Consider the following 15,096-nt stretch of genomic DNA (forward strand, 5'->3'; position numbering starts at 1 on the left):
AGGATAATCCTAGATAACTATCAACCCCCTTCCTTCTGATAAAAAGAGGTTGATAGTTAACCTTTCATTGTTCAAAAGAATCTAAATCCAGCGCTTGGGAACCGCCGCGTTCTAACTCGATCAAAAGCTTACCCAACTGAGTCCAAACTAGCCAGCCAGTGAGTAGCGTCAGTGGCAAAGCTAGGGCATAAGAAAGTAGTTTTGGGAAGCCAAAAATCTCCATTCCAGAAGCTAAAAATACGCAAATACCGCCAGCCATTCCCAGAAAAGGTATGACCAATTGCAGCCTTGGCAGGTTAGCCAAGGTGCGAGTAGAACGATTTTTAGACCACTGTTGCACGGATTGTTTGAGAGTTGCTTCAAATGCTACGCCGGAGGCCATACCTGCTAGTAATCCAGCCGACATTAAAAAATAGGGAGGTTCTGGAAAATAATACACGAATAATTCCTTAATTTGGGTAATTGAGAATTGGGAATTGGGAGTGAGTAATTGAGAATTGGGAATTGGGAATCGGTAAAAGTAGAATTATTTTTCTTTCTTCTTCCCTCTTCCTTCTTCCTTCTTCCCTCTTCCTTCTTCCTTCTAATTAAAAGCGAGTTAGCGCCGCTGCTCCTGCTGTGGAAAACTCCGTCAAAGCGCCTAGAGCAACGTTGAACAGGCGACCGGGCTGCAAATCTTCCTTGACTAAGTTCCACAGGCTGCGAACTTCTTCGGTGTGGAGCCGATCGTCCTCAATCAAAGCTAACATTAGCTGGCGTCTCAAAAACGACCCTTCCTCGGACAGCAAGAATTGCAAGCCTAGTTGTGCTGTGGGGAGCAAGTCGAAACTGCGATCCGATCGGGCGATCGCGATCATGTCCTCTAACCTGTTCCACTGGAATTTGCCATCTTTGAATAATACCTCAATCAGACGCCGCCGCAGTGCCGGAGATTCTCCGTTCAACAAACGCCGCGCTACATAAGGATACGCCACCTCGACTATCTTGAAATTCGGATTCAGCGTCAGGGCCAAACCTTCTTCTGTCACCAGAGAGCGAATAATTAAGGCAAATTTTGCCGGCACCCGGAAAGGATAATCGTACATCAACTCCGAAAACTGGTCTGTAATCGTCTTGAAGTTAAAATCTGACACCTTTTCGCCGACGATATCACCCAGTACAGATTCCAGCGCCGGGACGATCGGCATAATATCTGTATCTGGTGTCAAAAAGCCAAGTTTGACAAAATCCTTAGCTAACTCTAAGTAATCTTTGTTGATTAAGTGAACGACAGAATCAACCAAAGTTTCTTTAGTTGTTTCTTCCATCTGATCCATCATCCCAAAATCAATGTAAGCCATGCGGCCGTCCGCTAAGGCAAACAGATTTCCCGGATGGGGGTCAGCATGAAAAAATCCGTGTTCCAGCAACTGTCGCAAACCGCTGCGAACTCCGACTTCAATTAAACTATCGGTATCCAAACCTGCGGCTTTAACACGTTCTATATCTGTCAGCTTGATGCCCTCAATCCATTCGAGAGTGAGAACGCAATTTGAAGTATAGCGCCAGTAAATACTGGGAACTTTTACTGTCGGGTCGTCGGCAAAATTTGTAGCAAATTTCTCGGCGTTGCGTCCTTCATTGAGATAATCAATTTCCTCGAACAATTTGATACCAAATTCATCCACGATCAAACAGAGGTCGTGACCGAGATTCAGCGGCAACAAGGGGCCCAACCATCCAGCGGCCCAGCGCATTAAATAAAGGTCAAGACTCAAGACTGGCAGCAAATTCGGTCGCTGAACCTTGACTGCTACTGCTTCCCCGGTGAGGAGGCGAGCTCGGTAGACTTGACCGAGACTTGCCGCGGCGACAGGTTCGGGGGAAATTTCGCTGTAGGTTTCGCTAATTTTGCGATCGAGTTCCGCTTCAATAATCTCGAAAGCGCGCACCGAGTCAAACGGCGGCAATTGATCCTGAAGTTTGATCAATTCTTCGAGAAAGTCTTTGCGGATCAAATCCGGTCTGGTAGAAAGGGCTTGGCCGACTTTAATGAAAGTGGGGCCCAAGCGAGTGAGTATTTGTCGCAGGTGGGCGGCCCGTTCCGGCTGGTGTGCTGCGGCTTCGTGCTGCCAACTGTCCCACAGCATCCCCAGAACGAAGCCTGCAAAAGACCAAATAACGGTAATTGCGCGCCAAATTGCTTTCCAAGGACGGTTGCGGTAATACTGAGCGATCGCTTGTGGATCGTAGCGTCTAGCCTGAGTGAATTGATACTGAGGCACTCGTTTATTTTCCTCTTATCTTCTGAAAATTACAGGTTAAATTGAGAATTGGGCATCGGGCATCGGGCATCGGGCATCGGGCATCGGGCATCGGGGATGGAAGTCGAAAGTTCAAATATTATTTATTCTTTCTTCTTCGTTCTTCCTTCTTCGTTCTTCCCTCTTCCCTCTTCCTTCTTCATCATTGACCGATCGCATTGCAAGGTTTAGGCGAGCGGAAAATGCACCCGTGCGAGGCGGATTGCTAGCCTAAATTTGTTTCTTTTCATTAAATATAGTACATAAAAGTACAAGTGATCGGTCAAAATACTTAACAGCTCTCCCTGAACCCTGCACATTCTCACAGCACTGCAACCCTGCAATTCTTTTCTCCTCCTGCATTTCCCTCGCTGATGCCATCGCGCCAAAGCTACCGGATGCGATCGGCCTTTGCCAAGCAATCTTTCAGCCCATAAATCGTCTGCTCTTGTTGATCCCTCGACAGTTCCGGGAACATCGGCAAAGACAAGACTTCGCGACAAACTTGCTCAGCCTTTGGCAATTGACGTGCTTGATAGCCCAAAGATTTGTAAACAGGTTGCAGGTGCAAAGGTAACGGATAGTAAACCATCGAACCGATGCCGGATTCCTGCAACTGAGCCCGCACCGAGTCCCGGAAATTGCTAGAGGGATTTTGCGCGTCTTCTGGACTTGTCAGCCGGATCGTGTATTGATTCCAAACTCCTTTTGCTTCCGGTAATTCTTTGGGTACGGCAACTCCGGGCACGCGGGAGAGAAATTCGCTGTAAAGTGTCGCGATCGAACGTCGCTGCGCGTTCCAACTGTCGAGATACCGCAATTTAATGCTGAGAATCACCGCTTGCAGGGCATCTAAACGGCTGTTGTAGCCGATTTCTTCGTAGAAATACCTAGAAGACTGTCCGTGTTCTTTGAGCATTCGCATCGAAGCTGCGAGGGCAGGATCGTTTGTCGTCACCGCGCCACCGTCGCCGCAAGCCCCTAAATTTTTGGTCGGATAAAAACTGAAGCAGCCGACATGGCCGATGCTGCCGACTTTTCGAGACTGCCACTCGGCCCCGACCGACTGGGCGCAATCTTCAATTACGGCTAAATTGTGTCGAGTCGCAATTTCCATCAACCGAGTCATGTCTACCGGTTGGCCGAAGATGTGGACGGGCATAATTGCCTTGGTTTTGTCGGTAATTGCCGCTTCGAGGAGTTCGACATCCAGATTAAAAGTCTCGCTGTCAATATCGACAAATACTGGAGTGGCGCCGACGGCGCTAATTGTCTCAGCCGAAGCAAAAAAGGTAAAAGGAGTGGTAATCACTTCATCGCCAGGGCCAATTTTGAGAGCTCGCAAGGCCAAAATCAAGGCATCCGTCCCGGAGTTACAGCCAACGCACTCGGAAACGCCGATGTAGTCGGCGAACTCTCGTTCAAAACTCTTCACGGCCGGGCCGCCTACGTAGCCACCAGAGGCAAGCACTTTTTGCACCGCAGCGGTTATCTCGTCGCCAATCTGCGCGTATTGGCGGGTTAAGTCGAGGGGGGGAACATTATTCACTCTTCACACCATAAATTTCAAGCATTATCAAAGCAAATTCTTGCAGCAAAACTGTTTTCCAGAAACCTTTATTGCAATATCTTATATTTGGACAGGCAAACAATCACATTATCGAAAGGGTGGGCCGGTGTTAATTGAGCTAGATTTTACAGATTTGGGTTGGGCTTTGGGGATGGTGGCGATCGCGATCGGGCTTTCGGCGTGGCAGGGATTGGGATTGGAGGGGGCGATCGCGATCGCCGCGGGGCGCACCCTGATCCAGCTAATCTTAGTCGGCTACGTGCTCGCAGTCGTATTTGACCCGGAGGGGAAAAATCCTTGGCTGGTTTTAGCAGTTTTAGCAATCATGCTGACAACAGCTAGCATGGTTGCCAGCAACCGCATCAGCAAAAAAATCAAGAACTTACTGCCCTTAGTTTGGGGTTCAATTTTTATCAGTACGGCCTTGACTCTCGCCTATACAAACTTGCTAATTTTGCAACCTGACCCTTGGTACGAACCGCAATACCTGATTCCTTTAGCGGGTATGATTTTGGGCAATGCCATGAACTCCGGGGCGATCGCCGGCGAAAGACTTGTGAGTACAGTTAATAGCAGCCAGTTAGAAATAGAAACCCATTTAAGTTTAGGTTCGACGCCGCAGCAAGCAGTAAAGCAGTACCGCAAAGATGCGATCAAAGCTGGATTAATCCCGCTATTAAATACAATGACGGTGGTAGGAATCGTGACTTTACCCGGGATGATGACAGGTCAAATGCTGAGCGGTGTCAGTCCTCTCGATGCAGCCTCTTACCAGATTTTGATTATGTTTGTGTTAGCGCTGGCAACTGTAATCGCAACTCTGCTTTTGACTGAGGGATTGTCGCGGAAGTTTTTCAATCAAGATGCACAATTGATCAAATGGTAATTGTTCATTGGTGATTGTAGATGTAAATTGATTATGATTACCGAGGGGCGGGTTCACCAATATCTCCCACACAAATGATAAATATCATAAACTCGCCCCGCCCGTGACTTGATCGACCACAAAATCCGGTCGGGGCAGGTTTAGGGAATATCGAGCTGATCTTACTCAGCAGATCCAATGATTGGAATTAATCGTTCCTCGATTTCATCCATATAGGCTGTTAAGCCTGTATGAACACCGTTTTTTCGTAGATATTCCAGAGGCGTGTCTTCCCAGCACTGTTGTTCGCGTTCCATCTTGCCACCTGTTAGCTTTTCGAGAACAACTTTAGGATTTCTAATGCGATCGGGTTCTTTCCATGAGTTAGAGCGTAATTTGTGTGACTCATTACAAGGATTAAACGTCAATTGGGTCGTTATATCTTGAAGAATTTGTGCTTCCTCTTGATTAGATGGAACAAACCCATTCAAGACCCAGGATTCCCGCATTCTGTCGGCTGTACCAATAATAATTTCTAATTTAGGTTGTCGATTGATGTGTTCAGAACGTGCTTGCTCAATACCTTCTCTTCGCTGAGGTTGATTGTCTAAATCCCGGATCAGGAGAACTGCTTTAATCTGTCGTGTTTTTTGAATAAATCGTACTAAATTCAGAATTTTTATAGCTGCTGCACCATCAGCTTTTAATGCTCCATCTTTACCATGACCTAAATACCTTGGAGGACGGAATCCTAAGCTTTGTTGCAAATTCTCTATAATTTGATTAATATCTTGCCAACAGGAATGTTCTGTATTTTCTTGTAAGCCACTCCAACGAAATAAATATTGAAGCTGTCCAGGTTCTAACCAATCAATTTTATCCACAAAAAGGCGATCGGCTAATTTAGTAGCGGTTCGTGCGTCTGCGCTACTTTCCACAATTACAACAAACTCAATCATTGATTTCCCCTGCAACCACCCAATCTTCTCCCTCCGCATTCCAGAATTCTCCGGTGGTTAAAGTTTGTTTTGCCCATTCGACATCTGGATGTTCATCCAATCGTTTGCAACGAGTCACACCTAAATTGTTGTTACTTAATACATGAACTTGAGAAGGAATAAGTTCATCCACAATGTAAGGAGAATGTGTCGAAAAAATAATTTGCAGGTTGCTGTTTTCTTGAATAATTTCCTTGAAAACAGCGATTAATTCTCGTTGCGCTTTGGGATGGAGTCCCTGTTCAACATCATCTAGTAACACTAAATTAGGTTGATTGGGATTCATCAAAACAGTCAGTAATCCGAGAGCGAGCATTGTGCCTTCGCTAATGGCATGGGCTGGTATACGCTTACCAGTATTCATGTCTAGGACAACTTCTTTCCCTACAATTTCCTGACTTTCTTCGTAGGAGATAGATTTGCCATCGACTTCGATTAAGCGTTGGCGATTGACCATAACTTTAGCTCGCCTTACCCCTACCTCGCGTACACCTGGTACAATCCGTTTCAACATTTTCTCTAAAGATTGAAATTTATCTGGAGCTTCGTCACGAAGATAGTCTAAGGTAGGTGCTAACCCGGAACCATCGAACTCAACTCGCGGTGTAATTGCATCACTGTAAGCTGCTTTAGCAAGATTACTGGCTACGAGCTTAAGATGAACTGCGTTTCTCAAAGATTGCTGAATTTGCTCTTCCGTAGTCATTAAGGAAGTTTCAGAGATTACTTGCCTATATTCCGGGTTTTGATCTGCCTTCCATGATGCTCTAAAAGTCCACTTATGATTAACGCTTTGTCTCCAGTCATAAGAAGCTTTCCAATCATTTCTATCTGGGTTTTCCCCAAAACCACTTGCAGTAACAGACATATTATCTTGCCCAATTGTTGTAATAAATTGAGGCGCTCTTTCATGCTGAAAAATATTGTCAAATGATGAAGTAGCAAGCCGACTGAGATAATGCAATGCTTGCAAAACTGATGTTTTACCCGAACTGTTTTGTCCTACGAGGGCGTGTAGGCGTGAATTATCAAAATTAAGTTCTGTATCTTGATGACTTTTGAAGTTATGAAGTTTGACCTTTTCTAGCATTTGATTGCTAATATTATTTTATACAGTTTGATTGCCGAAATTGTAGTGTGTGTTCGGATCTTCTAAGTTGTGGGCACGCATCTAATTTTAACTATCCTGTTTCTTGAAACAATGAGTGGGGCGTTGCTCCTAGGCCGCCCCAACAACTAAAATTAAATGCCGTAACAGCTTACTTCGGTTCGTGACTCCCAATCCGCTGGCCTTCGCCATCGTACACCTGCATCGGGATTTTGGCGTTTTCGGCGATCGCCTCCAAAGCTTTTTGCAATGTTTGAACGTGCTGTTCTACAGCTTGGCGAGTCTTCACAGCATTGTTGTTGTTTGCTTGGATGAAGGTTTGTTGCAGTTTCTGCACGTAACCTGGAGTCATCTGCACCGCAATCAAATCTTTGCTAACAGTATAGTCGCAAATCTTGGGGTTGCTTTTACAAGTTCTATCTAAATCCGTGCGGGCTTTTTGCAGGTTTCTTTCTTCCTGCAACCTTACTTCTGCTTGCTGCAATGAAGTTTTGTAGGAAGCGATCAGCGGTTGGGCTTTCTGAGAATAGGCAGTTGCCGCTGGCACTTGCTCCGCGTAACTCAAAGCTCTTCGCCAGGATTCTGATGCTTTAAACCAGGCGTTTTTCCCCTCAAAAATTCGAGCTTCCGCTGCTAACGTCACAGCTTGAGTATAGGCATTTTCCGAAATCCCTTCGACATTTTTGCGCTCGCGAGCTTCTGAAAGTTTGGTTTCGTATTTGGGAACTAACAGTTTAGCTTGTTGGTAAGATGTCGTGCTCGTGGGAATTTCTGATAGGATGTCGAGGGATTCTTCCCAACCTGATTGCACTTGATCCCACGTCTCGGCTGTCTGAGCTACGGCTTCGCGAGCTTCTGCTATTTGGGCTGTACTTTTGGCCGCGAGCAGCGTTTTTTCCGCTTTTTTCTCTGTGCTTAATTGGCGATTTCCAGTTGCTAAATTTTTCCCGTATTCTTTTGTCTTTCTCTGAGCAAATGGATAAACTGGGCTGTCTGTGGGGATTTCTCCGAGTTCCGCGATCGCACTTTGCCACAGAGCTTGCGCTTCCTGCCCGTTCTCGGCAGAATAAGGCGGATTTTGGGTTTTCTGGGCTGCTGACTGTGCGAGGCGCGCTGCATCGATCGCAGAGTTTAAATTCTGATTTTGCTTCCGGTAGCTTTCCAGGGCGCTTTGAGCTTCACCGCGATGAATTGACCAGGAGGGAATCGGTTCCAAAAGGGCGATCGCCTGTTTTAACTGTCGCTGCGCTTCTTGGGGGCTGTTGGCGACTTTTGACGTTTTCAGCGTCTTCGTCGAATTCTCGCTCAACTGTTTGGCATTGGCTAAAGCACTACATCCTCCGATGACGCAGGGCCGGCTCAGCATATAATAACCGCCTGCCAAAACTAGCGCGGCGACACTGATGATTCCTGCAGCAGCCAGCATCGCAAACGGTGAATGCTTGGGTTTTTGGGCAACTGTTACCGCTTCCATATCCAGCGGATTGAAGGGATTGTCTCCAATATCTGTCGGGATTGCAGCTACCCTAAAGGCGATCGGATCGGAATTGCTGGAACTCTCAGACAAATTGGGGAAATATTCTTCATCCCACGCATCTTTCCCATCTGTTTCTAACGGTATCTCCTCCTCTACATCCGCCGTCTCGGCAACATTTTCTGTTAAGACTATCCCGGTTTCTTCGGCGGGAGTATTCTCGGTTTTTTTGAACAACTGCACTGTTTTGGGTCTTGACAAAACAGGGTTGTGCATGGTAAAAGAATGGAAAGCATAAGGCTGTTTTTGCCCGGTAATTTTTAGGCAAAGTCCAATCTGTTGAATAGATTCTGGTTCTATTTCAAGAATTGCTGCTTCTAGCACCGCAAAAGTCGGTTTGGCTTTGAGAACTAAACTGCGCGGGTGTTCTCCCACAACCGTTAAAGATTCATCTCGAAAATCGCAACTAATATAAAGCGGTAATTTTTTAAATCCGGCTGCTTGCAAGTGTTGCTGCAATTTTACTTCTAGAATTTGTGCGTTGCTTTGTCGCGTTGCTACTGTCATATTTTCTCCTCTGTCTGAGCTCACCACTTTCGATTTTAGATTGTGAATTTTTGATTTTAGATTGTAGAACTGTCGGGGTTTTTGATTGCTTTGAACTTTTGCACCGATTTATTCCCAATCTTAACTCTAAAAATTCAAGTTTCCACAAACTCTTAACTCTCAAATCTCAACCGACATTGCCTGTCCATAACTTTCGCTGTAATAAACTTGAGTCACGTCAAAACGTCCGCCATATTGTTTGAAAGGTTCTGCTGCATAACCAAGTGGCAGCAAACAGCAAACATCTACTTCTTCGGGAATTTGAAAGGCTTCTTTCACCTTAGCGCTGACAAAACCTTCCATCGGACAACTGTCTACCCCAAAACTTTTAGCTGCAATCATTAAGTGGGCTACTGCGAGCATTGTATGTCTGTTTGTCCAAGCTTCTAGGGAGTCGAAGCAGGGACGGTTCTCGAACAATTGCGGGATTGCTTGTCGCATATAACCGGCTAAATTGTCATTCATTGCCCCTGTGGCTTTGCCCAATTCGATGACGGCTTCGGTGTTTTTGGGCCCGGCGGCGCGTCGATCGCCACAACAGATTAATACTACTGGGGCTTCTACCACTTGGCGCTGATCGAAAGCGCAAGCTTTTAATTTTTGTTTGCTGGCTTGGTTTTGAAGTACGATAAACCGCCAAGGCTGCAAGTTGTAACCAGAGGGCGATCGCACTCCTAATCGCAAAATCTCTGCCAATATTGCTGGGGGAATCGGATCGGGTTGGAAACTGCGCGCGGCCCGTCGGCTTTCGATCGCCGTTTTAACATTAATTGAAGGTTGGATTTCAATAGTCATGGATAATTGGTAATTGGTAATCGGTAGTTGGGAATTGGGCATTGGGCATTGGGATTGGGGCATTGGGCATTGGGATTGGGATTGGTAACTTAAAAAAGTTGAATTGTTTTTCTTCCTTCTTCCTTCTTCCTTCTTCCTTCTTCCTTCTTCCTTCTTCCTTCGTTATCCCAAGCCCAACTCGCGCTTGAGCAAATTAATCGACTTAGAGCCGATGTAATTTTCGGAGCATATCAGTTGCGGGGGACGAATAATATCTTCTCTAGCCGCATTGATGGCAGCTTTTACTGTAGCAAAACTCGGTTGGTCGCAAAAAATTGTTCTGGCCGATCGCACGATCGAGTTAATCTTGTACTCGTCTGACACCAAGGCCGTCATCACCAGCAAATCCTCTCCCCGGATGCTGTGGATGATGACTTCGGTCGATCGTAGCATTCCCGGACTCAGGCTGACGAGACCCAAATAACTGTCTTTGGGCAAACTCCCAACTAGCTGGATTTCCTGGCTGTAGTCGTAGATGTCTACGGGAATAACTCGCACAGAACGCGGTGCCGAAATCGATTCTGCTTCTCCGATAAAATATCGACTCGTGATCACAGTTCCCGAAGAAATTTGATCCAAAAAAGTACCTAGCTGTTCCATCGGCACTAACTGTATGGGAATACGGAGAGCTTGTTCAAGTTCTTTCGCCATCAGTTCACCCACGCCGATGTCTTCTGTGGGGGCTGTGACGACCACTCTGGCGCTGCACCTGAGCCGCCAGTCAATTTCGGCCAAAAGTAATTCCCTCGCTTGGTTGAGCGTACAGCCCTGTCCCAGCAGTTGATCGATACTTCCTTGCACTATTTTGTTGGCAAGGGGATATTCTTCGAGGATCGGAGATTTGAGTTTGTTGCCGCCTTCGTTGCCTAGGGCGCGGACGTAAATGCCCGATCCTGCTTGGGCTTCTACGAGTCCGGTATTTTCGAGCTGGCGGTATACTTTGCTGATGGTGTTGCGGTGCAAACCCGTCTGCATGGCTAGCTGTCTAGTGCTGGGCAAGCGGTGTCCGGGCGGAAATTGTCGCGAGGCGATCGCAAACCTGATTTGATTGAATAGTTGGGTGGATGCTGGAATATCGCTATCGGTTTGAATATGAAATTGAACCATTATTAAAGGCTCCGACGACTTCAACTTAGTATTTTTATAACGTCGAGTACCGCGCCTAGGATTGCTCCGATATCTCTGTCTATAGCATAATCTTATTTGGTTGATCTGCAGCAGCCGTTCTGCCACAGGACGATCGCGCCGAAGAGGCGATTAATCGCAGCCTGCGGAGTTTCCCTCAACAATCAGTTACTTTCAAGTCTTAGTTTTATTTACTCTGAGATTTTGAGCTCGCTTCCTATTTTTCTACCCGTCAGCAAATAAGTCTGCATTTCCCCTTTACCTTTAATCTCGATCAAGCCACGATCTTCAAATTCATATTTATCCTGCAGCAACTCATAAGTATAGCGGCTGACTTGAATGCGACCTGTTATGCCGTGAGATTCCATGCGGCTGGCTGTATTCACCGCATTTCCCCACAAATCGTAAATGAATTTTTTAGTCCCGATTACCCCCGCTACCACCGGGCCGCTATTAATCCCGATGCGGAGTTCAAATTTCGCGTCTAGCTTCACATTTAATTTCTCAATTGCTACTAGCATATCCAGCGCCATTTCGGCGATCGCCTCTGCGTGGTCTGGGCGTTCAATGGGAATACCGGCTGCTACCATGTAAGCGTCCCCGATCGTCTTGATTTTTTCTAAGCCGTGCTTCTCACTCAGTTGGTCAAAAGCTGAGAAAATTTCATTCAGCAAGTACACTAATTTAGTTGCGGACATGGTGGTAGAAATTTGGGTAAAATGCACCAAGTCAGCAAAAAGAATTGTTGCTTTTTCAAACTTGTCTGCAATCACCCCCGGTTTGTACTTCAACCTGTGGACGATCGGTTCGGGCAAAATATTTAGCAGTAAACGTTCAGTTTTTTTCTGTTCTTTCCTGAGTGCAGATTCCATCTGCCTGCGTTTAGTTATATCATGAAAAAACACAGAAATGCCGTCGTGAGAAGGAAAAACCCTGACTTCCAACCACACTTTTAAGGGAGAATAATATTTTTCAAAAGCCACTCCAATTTGTTTGGCTACAGCTTCATGATACTCTTTATAAAAATCAGAATTTACGAATTCTGGAAACTCTTCCCAAAAATTTTTACCATAAAGTTCTTCCTGCGAGCGCTGCAAAAATTGCGATCCTTTGTAATTGACGTAAGTAAATCGCCACTGGGTGTCGAAAGCAAAAAAAGCATCACTCATTCCTTCTAAAAAATTGACAATTTGCTCGTCTGTAGAACGCAGCTTTTCTTCTACTTGTTTGTTCTTGATCTGTGCGCGCTTTAATTTAGTGAGATTTATTCGCAACTCCATGTGGTTGATAATTTGCCGTCCTAAAGTCCGCAGGGCTTCTAGCTGTTGTGGGGTGAGATTACGAGGAACTGTATCTATCGCGCACAAAGTGCCGATCGGATAACCGTCAGGAGTTACTAGCGGCGCGCCAGCATAAAACCGAATATTTGGATTGGAAGTTACTAGCGGATTGGCGGCAAAGCGATCGTCATCTAGAGCATTGGGTACAACTAGCAATTCGTTGGGATTTAAAATAGCGTGGGCGCAAAAAGCTGACTCTCTCGGAGTTTCGGGCACTTCCAGACCTGCTTTTGATTTAAACCACTGTCTGTTAGAATCTATCAAACTTACTAAAGCAATAGGAGTGCCGCAAATATAGGAGGCTAAAGCTGTTAGATCGTCAAAAGCTGCTTCGGCCTCTGTATCTAGAATGTCGTAGCGATGAAGTGCTTCTAGCCTCTCTTCTTCGTTGCTGGGCAAAGGTGCAGCTTGCATGGGCGGCGGCGAGGATACAGGTTTGCGAACAATGCGTGGAAGTATCAGTGCTACGAATTTTCTGACTTGCGAAACCAGTTTTTTAGCTAATATCAAAAGATTTGTTGGCCAACCTTTATTCATTTTTATCTTTTTTCACACCTGTATAGAACTGCGTATGTGCGATCGAACTCGGCTCTACTTACGTATTTACCGCCACTAACTCCTCAATCTCCGGAGCTTTTGTCGGCAATTTGCCTGTCAATACTTCTCTACCTTTTTCGGTGACAAGTATATCATCTTCTATGCGTATCCCCCGCACATCTGCAAATTTTTCCAACTCCTCCCACTTTACGCAATCTTCATATTTGGCGAGGTTTTCTGGGTTGTTTAAGATTGCCGGAACTTGATAAAATCCCGGTTCGATCGATACCAGCATTCCCGGCCGCAAAACTCGATTCAGCCGCAAAAATCCCAACCCAAACCGACTGCTTCTAGTTCTTCCTTCTTCATAGCCAGCCAAATCTCCTAAATCTTCCATATCGTGAACATCCAAACCGATTAAATGTCCGATACCGTGTACAAAAAATAGCGCGTGAGCATCCATTTCCACCAAATCTTCAACATTGCCCCGCAAAATGCCCAAATCAACCAATCCTTCCGCCATAATTCGAGCAGCTAACAGATGAATGTCTTGATATTCCACCCCCGGACTAACTTTATCAATACAAGCATCGTGTGCTGCCAAAACAACATCATAAATCGCTCTTTGAGTCGGAGAAAACTTGCCAGAAACCGGCCAAGTTCGAGTCACATCAGCCGCCCATCCTGTTGATGTTTCCGCACCAACATCTGCTAACAGCAAATCTCCGGTTTGTAGGGGATTGTGATAATGTTCGCTGTGCAGCACTTCTCCATGCACAGTCACGATACTAGGATAGGCATAGGTCATATTTTTGGAGATGATGACACTTTCCATTGCAGCGCGCACCCCTGCTTCAATTTGAGCATTTCGAGTTGCCGCCATCCCCGCTTTGTGAGCTTCTACAGTAACAGCCGCAGCTTGACGCAATTCGGCCAAACTGCCTGCATCATGGCTCAAGCGCAGAGATACGATCGCCTGAGTTAATTCTAGGTCGATTCCTGTTGGCGAGTTGGGCGGTACCAGAGGGCGACCGAGAATTTGAGACTGTTGCAACTGAGTCCAAGAATCCTGAACTGCGATCGTTGCTGCATTGGTTGATCGGGCTTTCAATTCGGCCATTGGAAAAGCAGCATCAGCCCCAATTAGTTCGGCAATTTCTGCTCTTTTCGGCATTTCTCCGTGCCAAAGAGTGCTGCTAGCAGGTGCGTCATCTAAGAACAATTCTAATTTGCCCGATTCTAAGCGAATGGCAGCATTTTCTAAGGGCAAACCAGCAAAATATAGAAAGTGACTGCTGGCACGAAAGGGATAAGTAAGTGCCGGATAATTGCGAGGAATGCTGCGGCCAGACCAGAGAATTACCGGAAAATTAATTAAACTAGCCAGTTTTTGCCGCCGTTGCTGTAAAGTATTAGTTAACAAATCATAACCTTGTGTAATTGTCATGGGTAAAAACCGATTATTTTGAGTTAGGTTTGCAGTCAGCCACAAGTTTTTGCATTCTCAGCATTAAAGCACTAAAATTCTGACTGCCAAGTTGGCAGCCATTTTTGAGAAAATTCTCATCTAGGACTTCTTTTTTGCTAGCATTTATAGGCTGTCTTTTTTATAGTCTTCGTCGTCATCGCCGGGATGATTTGGTTAAGCAGTAAGCCTGAACCACAGGCAGGAAAACAGGCTCAAGGTGCTACTCGGCAGGCAATTAGCAGAAATGTCACAACACCTGCAATTAATCAAATTCCTCGATCTGGTTTTTGTTGATTGGGTAACGTGAGCGATCGCCTATATTGACGGTTTGATCTTTTAGACTTTAAAGTATAAGTAAAATTAACTGCAAAAACATGAAAATTTCTCACAAAGCTCCTCAAACTTCAGCGCAAGTAAGCGATTGGCCGATCGCACATTTACCGGGATTGAGCAAGGAAAACCAATCTCAACTGGAAGAGTGCAGCATCACCACAACCGGACAACTAATTCGCATGACGAAAACGCAGGCGGCGAAAGTGTTGCTAGCCCATCAATTACAGATTAACATTCAATATGTTAATAAATGGGTAGCGATGGCAAATTTGGCTCGAATTCCAAGTGTAGGGTGTCAGTATTGCGGGCTGTTACTGCACGCGGGCGTTGCTTCTCCGGCTCAATTGGCTCAAATGCCCGTGGAAAGATTGCACCAACAAGTTTTAAGGCTGCACGTAGCGACAATGCAGCGCAATGACTTGACTCCTTCAGTCGATCGCGTGCAAAAATGGGTTCAACAAGCTAGATTAGTCAGTAGTCAGTAGTCAGTAGTCAGTTGTTAGTTGTTATTAGCCAGCAGTCAACAGTCAACAGTCAACAGTCAACAGTCAACAAT

General features: G+C 45.8%; 12 protein-coding genes. 2 read left to right on the top strand and 10 right to left on the bottom strand.

The window, feature by feature from the left end; translation table 11 throughout:
• Window positions 1–64: 64 nt before the first annotated feature.
• The 3 genes from NDI35_RS25400 to NDI35_RS25410 form a co-directional block, all read right to left on the bottom strand.
• Window positions 65–439, bottom strand: a complete 375-nt coding sequence (locus NDI35_RS25400; RefSeq protein WP_333095054.1) for a hypothetical protein — start codon at window positions 437–439, stop codon at window positions 65–67.
• 148 nt (window positions 440–587) lie between these two features.
• The gene (locus tag NDI35_RS25405) at window positions 588–2,264 is read right to left on the bottom strand and encodes an ABC1 kinase family protein (RefSeq protein WP_445315146.1); all 1,677 of its coding nucleotides are present in this window, start codon (window positions 2,262–2,264) and stop codon (window positions 588–590) included.
• A gap of 409 nt (window positions 2,265–2,673) precedes the next feature.
• Window positions 2,674–3,831, bottom strand: coding sequence for a DegT/DnrJ/EryC1/StrS family aminotransferase (locus NDI35_RS25410; RefSeq protein ID WP_445315147.1), 1,158 nt, complete (start codon window positions 3,829–3,831; stop codon window positions 2,674–2,676).
• A 127-nt stretch (window positions 3,832–3,958) separates the two neighbouring features.
• Between NDI35_RS25410 and NDI35_RS25415 the strand changes: the two genes are divergently transcribed.
• Complete coding sequence (locus NDI35_RS25415; protein WP_006634775.1) at window positions 3,959–4,738, top strand: ABC transporter permease; 780 nt, start codon at window positions 3,959–3,961, stop codon at window positions 4,736–4,738.
• A 161-nt stretch (window positions 4,739–4,899) separates the two neighbouring features.
• Here the strand turns inward: NDI35_RS25415 and NDI35_RS25420 are convergent, their stop codons facing one another.
• The 7 genes from NDI35_RS25420 to NDI35_RS25450 all read right to left on the bottom strand — a co-directional run bounded on the left by NDI35_RS25420 (window position 4,900) and on the right by NDI35_RS25450 (window position 14,186).
• Window positions 4,900–5,676, bottom strand: coding sequence for a hypothetical protein (locus NDI35_RS25420; RefSeq protein ID WP_445315148.1), 777 nt, complete (start codon window positions 5,674–5,676; stop codon window positions 4,900–4,902).
• Window positions 5,669–6,805, bottom strand: a complete 1,137-nt coding sequence (locus NDI35_RS25425) for an AAA family ATPase (RefSeq protein ID WP_445315149.1) — start codon at window positions 6,803–6,805, stop codon at window positions 5,669–5,671. Before NDI35_RS25425 ends, NDI35_RS25420 begins: the two co-directional genes overlap by 8 nt.
• 169 nt (window positions 6,806–6,974) lie before the next feature.
• On the bottom strand, window positions 6,975–8,864 hold the full coding sequence (locus tag NDI35_RS25430) for a hypothetical protein (RefSeq protein ID WP_445315150.1): 1,890 nt from the start codon (window positions 8,862–8,864) through the stop codon (window positions 6,975–6,977).
• A gap of 159 nt (window positions 8,865–9,023) precedes the next feature.
• On the bottom strand, window positions 9,024–9,740 hold the full coding sequence (locus tag NDI35_RS25435) for a nitroreductase family protein (RefSeq protein WP_445315151.1): 717 nt from the start codon (window positions 9,738–9,740) through the stop codon (window positions 9,024–9,026).
• A 120-nt stretch (window positions 9,741–9,860) separates the two neighbouring features.
• Complete coding sequence (locus tag NDI35_RS25440) at window positions 9,861–10,844, bottom strand: GntR family transcriptional regulator (protein ID WP_333063099.1); 984 nt, start codon at window positions 10,842–10,844, stop codon at window positions 9,861–9,863.
• A 209-nt stretch (window positions 10,845–11,053) separates the two neighbouring features.
• Window positions 11,054–12,739: an adenylate/guanylate cyclase domain-containing protein gene (locus NDI35_RS25445; protein ID WP_445315152.1), complete on the bottom strand. Its 1,686-nt coding sequence runs from the start codon at window positions 12,737–12,739 to the stop codon at window positions 11,054–11,056.
• 58 nt (window positions 12,740–12,797) lie between these two features.
• A complete protein-coding gene (locus NDI35_RS25450; protein WP_445315153.1) occupies window positions 12,798–14,186 on the bottom strand; it encodes an aminopeptidase P family protein in 1,389 nt (462 codons plus the stop codon).
• A gap of 395 nt (window positions 14,187–14,581) precedes the next feature.
• Between NDI35_RS25450 and NDI35_RS25455 the strand changes: the two genes are divergently transcribed.
• Window positions 14,582–15,025 carry a DUF4332 domain-containing protein gene (locus tag NDI35_RS25455; protein WP_445315154.1) on the top strand — a complete coding sequence of 148 codons (444 nt, stop codon included), beginning with the start codon at window positions 14,582–14,584 and terminating at the stop codon, window positions 15,023–15,025.
• Window positions 15,026–15,096: the final 71 nt, after the last annotated feature.

The sequence above is a fragment of the Microcoleus vaginatus FACHB-2002 genome, assembly GCF_040004035.1.
GTDB classification, from domain to species: domain Bacteria; phylum Cyanobacteriota; class Cyanobacteriia; order Cyanobacteriales; family Microcoleaceae; genus Microcoleus; species Microcoleus vaginatus_C.